Source organism: Amycolatopsis sp. NPDC003861 (assembly GCF_053605405.1).
Genome location: NZ_JBSGJD010000383.1, coordinates 1 through 6,220 on the forward strand (window position 1 = coordinate 1; position 6,220 = coordinate 6,220).

Here is a 6,220-nt window from a genome sequence, read left to right on the forward strand (position 1 = left end):
GCGTTGGTTGCGCTCAATGCACCGAACGCCACATTGGGTGCGTTGGACGCACCCAACGCCACATTGGGGCGCTTGAGGTCGTGCGAACAGTTATCGAGTTCTCTGTTAACTTTGCGGGATAAATCTGGTAAGAATGCCGTGTGAGCGGCGGCACAACATCGACGGGCGACCGGAAGACCCGGCCGTCCGATGCCGTCGTCGAGCAGCGGCGGCAGGACATCCTCGACCACGTCATCGAGCAGGGTGAAGCCCGGATCGACGACCTGACGTCGAAGTTCAAGGTCAGCCTGATGACCATCCACCGCGACCTCGACGACCTGGCCGAACGCCGGCTCCTGCGCAAGCTGCGCGGCAAGGTCGAGGCCTACCCGGCGCTCACCATCGAGTCCGCCGCCCGCTTCCGCGACACGCTCCACCACGGCGAGAAGGAAGCCCTCGGCCAGGCCGCCGCGAACCACGTGCAGCCCGGCCAGACCGTCTTCGTCGACGACTCCACGACTCTCCTCCCGCTGGTCAAGCGGCTCGCCGAGATCGACGCCCTCACCGTCGTCACCAACTCGCTGCACGCCGCCCGGCTGCTCGGCCCCGAGGTCGAGGTCGTCCTCGCGGGCGGCCGCTACAGCCACGAGTACGACTCCTGCGCCGGCCCCGAGGTGCTCAACCTGCTCGACTCGATCCGCGCGGACGTCTCGTTCGTCTCGGTCACCGCCGTCGCCGTCGGGCGCCTCTTCCACCCCGACCGCGACTACGCCGAGCTCAAGAAGGCCGCGCTGAAGGTCGCGAACCAGACCGTCCTCGTCGTCGACCACTCGAAGTTCGGCCGCACCGCCACCTACGCGCACGGCGACGTCGGCGACTACGACCTGCTGATCACGGGCCAAGCCACGCCCACCGAGGAGATCGAGGCCGCGCTGAACGCGGGCACCGCGATCGAGATCGTCGAACACGTCGCAGAGGGGCAGCCCTATGACAGCTGAACTGGTCGCCGGCATCGACTCGTCCACCCAGTCGACCAAGGTCGTCGTGTGTGACGCCGAAACCGGCGAGATCGTCCGCACCGGCCGCGCGCCGCACCCCGACGGCACCGAGGTCGACCCCGCCGCCTGGTGGGACGCCTTCCAGGAGGCCACGAGCGGCGTGCTCGACGGCGTCCGGGCCATCGGCGTCGGCGGGCAGCAGCACGGCATGGTCACCCTCGACGAAGACGGCGAGGTCGTGCGGCCCGCGCTGCTCTGGAACGACACCCGCTCCGCGCAGGCGGCGCTCGACCTCACCGAAGAGCTCGGCGGGCCGTCGGCCTGGGCGAAGTCCGTCGGCTCGGTGCCGGTCGCCAGCTTCACCGTGACGAAGCTGCGCTGGCTGGCCGAAAACGAGCCGAAGCTCGCCGACCGCGTGGCGCGCGTGCTGCTGCCGCACGACTGGCTGACCTGGAAGCTCACCGGCGGCGACCCGGTCACCGACCGCGGCGACGCCTCCGGCACCGGTTACTTCTCGCCGACCGACAACGCCTACCGCCTCGACGTCCTGAGCCACGCCTTCGGCGGCCGGACGCCGGAGCTGCCCACCGTGCTCGGCCCGGCCGACACCGCCGGCCACACCCCGGACGGCATCCTGGTCTCCGCCGGCACCGGCGACAACATGGCCGCCGCGCTGGGCCTGGAGCTCAAGCCCGGTGACGCCGTCGTCTCGCTCGGCACCAGCGGCACGGTGTTCGGCGTCGCCGAGACCGGCGCGGCCGACGTCAGCGGCGAGGTCGCCGGGTTCGCCGACGCCACCGGCCGCTTCCTCCCGCTCGCCTGCACCCTCAATGCCGCCCGCGTCCTCACCGCGACGGCCGCGATGCTCGGCGCGACGCTCAGCGAGTTCGACCGCCTCGCCCTGGCCGCCGAGCCCGGCGCCGGCGGGCTGACCTTCCTGCCGTACCTGGACGGCGAGCGCACCCCGAACCTGCCCGGCGCCACCGGATCGCTGGCCGGGCTGACCCGGGACAACATGACCCCGGAGAACCTCGCGCGCAGTGCCGTCGAAGGCATGCTCTGCGGCCTGGCCGCCGGCCTCGACGCGGTGCGCGCGCACGGCCTCGACGTCCGGCGCGTGCTGCTGATCGGCGGGGGCGCGCAGTCGCGGGCCGTCCGCGCGGTCGCGCCGCTGGTGTTCGGGGTGCCCGTGCAGCTGCCCGAAGTCGCCGAGTACGTCGCGCTCGGCGCGGCCCGGCAGGCGGCGTGGGCGCTGGCTTCCAGTGCGGAACCCCCGTCCTGGCGGGAGAACCAGAAGCTTCGGCTCGAGCTGGACGAGCCGACCGAGGCGCAGCGCGCCGCGGGCCACCGGATCCAGCAGCGCCACCTCGAAGCCCGCGAAGCGGCTTACGGGGTCCGGCGGAATCTCGGAGAGGACTGACCGATGGCTTCCATCACCTACGACAAGGCGACCCGCCGCTACGCGGGTTCGGAGCGCCCCGCGGTCGACGCGCTGGACCTGGAGATCGCCGACGGCGAGTTCCTCGTGCTGGTCGGCCCGTCCGGCTGCGGTAAGTCGACCAGCCTGCGCATGCTGGCCGGCCTCGAGGACATCGACGACGGCGCCGTCTGGATCGGCGACCGCGACGTCACCCAGCTGCCGCCGCGCTCGCGCGACATCGCGATGGTGTTCCAGAACTACGCGCTGTACCCGCACATGACGGTCGCGCAGAACATGGGCTTCGCGCTGAAGATCGCCGGGCGGCCCGCGTCCGAGATCAAGCAGAAGGTCCTGGAGGCCGCGAAGCTGCTGGACATCGAGCAGTACCTCGACCGCAAGCCGAAGGCGCTCTCCGGTGGTCAGCGCCAGCGCGTCGCGATGGGCCGCGCGATCGTGCGCGAGCCGCAGGTCTTCCTGATGGACGAGCCGCTGTCAAACCTCGACGCCAAGCTGCGCGTGTCGACGCGTACGCAGATCGCCGCGCTCCAGCGCCGCCTCGGCGTCACGACCGTGTACGTCACGCACGACCAGGTCGAGGCCATGACGATGGGTGACCGCGTCGCGGTGCTGTCGGACGGCCTGCTGCAGCAGTGCGACACCCCGCGCGCGCTGTACGACAAGCCCGCAAACGCTTTCGTCGCGGGCTTCATCGGCTCGCCGGCGATGAACCTGGTGACCGCGAAGCTGACGGCGGACGGCGCCGAGCTGGGCGGCGGCAGCGTGGCCCTGACCCGCGAGGTCATCGCCGCGGCCGACGGCGACACGGTGACCCTCGGCTTCCGGCCGGAGTCCCTGGAAGTGACCACCGAGGGCGACAGCTCGGTGCCGATCAAGGTGGACCTGGTCGAGGAGCTCGGCTCGGACGCGTACGTCTACGGCAAGCTGGCCGAGACCGACGCCGAGGGCACGAAGTCCAACATCGTCGCCCGCGTCGACCCGCGCACGCCGCCGGCCATGGGCGACACCGTCCACCTGCGGATCCGGCCGGACGAGCTGCACGTGTTCTCCGCCACGTCCGGGGCGCGCCTGCCCTGACCTCGGGACATGGGAAACTGGAAGGCGCTATGTCGTCTTCCAGTTTCCCGCGGGCCCAGGTCGACATCGACCTCGACGCGATCCGCCACAACCTCACCCTGCTGGGCGCCCGCGCGCCCGGCGCCCAGGTGATGGCCGTGGTGAAGGCCGACGCCTACGGCCACGGCGCGCTGCCGGTGGCGCGCGCCGCGGTCGAGGCCGGGGCCACCTGGCTGGGCACCTGCTCGCTCGGCGAGGCCCTCGCCTTGCGCGAGGGCGGCATCGAGACCCGGTTGTTCAGCTGGCTGGACACCCCGGACGTCGACTTCGCGGCGGGTATCGAAAACGACGTCGACCTCGCCGCCAGCTCGCTGGGTGAGCTTCGCCGCATCGCCGCGGCCGCGAAACCGGGTACCCCGGCGCGTGTGCACCTCAAAATCGACACCGGGCTCTCGCGCAACGGCTGCCCGCCCGCCGCGTGGGCCGAGCTGGTCGAAGCGGCGGCCGCCGAACCGCGGGTCGAGGTCGTCGCGATCTGGTCCCACCTCGCGTGCGCGGACGAACCGGACCACCCGGCCACCGACCAGCAGGCCAAGCGCTTCGCCGACGCCTATGACGTCGCCCGCGCGGCCGGGCTCGACCCGATGCGGCACCTGGCGAACTCCGCGGCCCTGCTCACCCGGCCCGACCTGCACTTCGACGTCGTGCGGCCCGGCATCGCGATGTACGGGCTGAACCCGGTGCCCCAAACCGAAGACCTGCGCCCGGCCATGACGTTCCGCTCGGCGGTCGCCCTGGTCAAGCGGATCGAAGCCGGCGAATCGGTGTCCTACGGGCACACGTGGACGGCCGAGCGGGACACGAACCTCGCGCTCGTGCCGGCCGGGTACGCCGACGGCGTGCCCCGGAGCTTGTCCGGCCGCATGGACGTCTGGCTCGGCGGGCAGCGGCGGCCGGTCGCCGGGCGGGTCTGCATGGACCAGCTGGTGGTCGACTGCGGCGACGACGAACCGGCCGTCGGCGACGAGGTCGTCCTGTTCGGCGCCGGGACGCGCGGCGAGCCGACCGCCCGGGAATGGGCCGACAAGCTGGGGACCATCGACTACGAAGTCGTCACCTCGATGTACCGCCCGCGCGTGCGGCGCCGGTATCTGGGGGACCGCGGGTGACACCTTCACGACGACTGCTGGCCATCGCCGGCGGGGTCGGGGCCCTGGCCACCGGCACCGCCGCCGCCGCTATCGTCGCCGCGCAGCAGCGGCGGCACAGTGAGGATCCGTACGTGGACGAGCCGCTGGGGGAGCTGAAGCCCGACCGCACTTCGACGGTCGCGGCCGAGGACGGCACGCCGCTTTCGGTCGAGGAAATCGACTCCGACGACGGCGGCGAACCGGAACTGACCGTCGTGGGGGTGCACGGCTTCGCGCTTTCGCGGCGCTGCTGGCACTTCCAGCGCCGCGACCTCGCGTCGCTGAGGCTGCCGCGCGTGCGTCAGGTGTACTACGACCACCGCAGCCACGGCCTGTCCGGCGCGGCTTCGGCCGAGACGTCGACCATCGAACAGCTGGCGCGCGACCTCGACTGCGTGCTGCGGTCCGTGGTGCCAGAGGGGCCCATCGTGCTGATGGGGCACTCGATGGGCGGCATGGTCATCATGGAGCTGGCCGCCGAGTTCCCCGAGCTGTTCGAAGACCGCGTGTGCGGGGTTGCCTTCATCGCGACGGCGGCGGGCGAAGTCGGGGCACGCGGGTTGCCGCGTTCGCTGCTGTCGAAGTACAACCCGCTGACACGCGCCGCCGGTGGCCTCGCGGGCTGGCAGCCCGGGCTGGTGGAGTTCGTCCGCGCGGCGGGCGGCCAGCTGACGCGGCAGGCCGTGCGGCGGCTGGCGTTCGGCAGCCGCGACGTCGCGCCCCGGCTCGTCGACTTCATGCTCGAGATGCTGGAAGTGACGCCGGTGCGCGGGCTCGTCAACTTCGTCGACACGCTCGGCAGCCACAACCGCTACGCGGCCCTGGCCGGCCTGAAGCACGCGGAAGTGCTGGTCATCGGCGGCGATTCGGACCGGTTCACGCCGTTCGCGCACGCCGAGCGGATCGCGGCCGAGCTGCCCGACGCGGAGCTGGTCCGCGTCCGCGGCGCCGGCCACATGGTCCAGCTCGAGCAGCCCGAGCTGGTGAACAGCCATCTGATCGATCTCCTGCAACGCTGTTCCGGTGTGGACGGCGAATCCTCGTCCCGGCGAACCTGGTGGTGGCAGCGTTGAGTTTCGTGTTCCCGACCCCCGACGACACAATGGACTTCGGGCGCGCGCTCGGCCGCGTGCTGCGCGCGGGTGACCTGGTCCTGCTGGCCGGCCCGCTCGGCGCGGGCAAGACGACGCTGACCCGCGGCATCGCGGACGGTCTCGGCGTCGGCGGCCGGGTGAGCAGCCCGACGTTCGTGCTGGCCCGCGTCCACCCGGCGGGCGCTCCCGGCGTGCCGTTGGTGCACGTGGACGCGTACCGCCTCGGCGGCGACCTGTCCCAGCTGGACGACCTGGACCTGGACACCGACCTCGAGCGCTCGGCGATCGTGGTCGAGTGGGGCGAGGGTTCGGCGGAGCGCCTGTCGGAGGACTACCTGGTGGTGCGCCTGGACCGCCGCGAGGACGACGTCCGCGAAGTGACGCTCGAACCGCACGGCACCTGGGCCGACCGCGTCCCGGAGCTCGCCCAGACCTCGTGAGTGGTAAGGAGGGTTCTAACCCTCC

Annotated in this window: 6 protein-coding genes; all 6 read left to right on the top strand. The window is 72.0% G+C overall.

What is annotated here, in order from left to right; all coding sequences use genetic code 11:
* The first annotated feature begins 140 nt into the window (after window positions 1-140).
* The 6 genes from ACWEVN_RS45545 to tsaE are packed head-to-tail and all read left to right on the top strand — an operon-like array spanning window position 141 to window position 6,195.
* On the top strand, window positions 141-977 hold the full coding sequence (locus ACWEVN_RS45545) for a DeoR/GlpR family DNA-binding transcription regulator (RefSeq protein WP_449686880.1): 837 nt from the start codon (window positions 141-143) through the stop codon (window positions 975-977).
* Complete coding sequence (gene xylB, locus ACWEVN_RS45550) at window positions 967-2,397, top strand: xylulokinase (protein WP_452055422.1); 1,431 nt, start codon at window positions 967-969, stop codon at window positions 2,395-2,397. The genes ACWEVN_RS45545 and xylB overlap by 11 nt, the downstream gene beginning before the upstream one ends.
* A gap of 3 nt (window positions 2,398-2,400) precedes the next feature.
* The gene (locus ACWEVN_RS45555) at window positions 2,401-3,492 is read left to right on the top strand and encodes an ABC transporter ATP-binding protein (protein ID WP_449686878.1); all 1,092 of its coding nucleotides are present in this window, start codon (window positions 2,401-2,403) and stop codon (window positions 3,490-3,492) included.
* Window positions 3,493-3,521: 29 nt separating this feature from the next.
* Window positions 3,522-4,640: an alanine racemase gene (gene alr, locus ACWEVN_RS45560; protein ID WP_452055423.1), complete on the top strand. Its 1,119-nt coding sequence runs from the start codon at window positions 3,522-3,524 to the stop codon at window positions 4,638-4,640.
* Window positions 4,637-5,734, top strand: coding sequence for an alpha/beta fold hydrolase (locus ACWEVN_RS45565; protein WP_449686876.1), 1,098 nt, complete (start codon window positions 4,637-4,639; stop codon window positions 5,732-5,734). The genes alr and ACWEVN_RS45565 overlap by 4 nt, the downstream gene beginning before the upstream one ends.
* Window positions 5,731-6,195, top strand: coding sequence for a tRNA (adenosine(37)-N6)-threonylcarbamoyltransferase complex ATPase subunit type 1 TsaE (gene tsaE, locus ACWEVN_RS45570; RefSeq protein ID WP_449686875.1), 465 nt, complete (start codon window positions 5,731-5,733; stop codon window positions 6,193-6,195). Before ACWEVN_RS45565 ends, tsaE begins: the two co-directional genes overlap by 4 nt.
* Window positions 6,196-6,220 lie beyond the last annotated feature (25 nt).

Coding starts and splice junctions, on each gene's coding strand:
- xylB (WP_452055422.1), top strand. CDS start 967: ATGACAGCTGAACTGGTCGCCGGCATCGACTCGTCCACCCAGTCGACC.
- ACWEVN_RS45555 (WP_449686878.1), top strand. CDS start 2,401: ATGGCTTCCATCACCTACGACAAGGCGACCCGCCGCTACGCGGGTTCG.
- alr (WP_452055423.1), top strand. CDS start 3,522: ATGTCGTCTTCCAGTTTCCCGCGGGCCCAGGTCGACATCGACCTCGAC.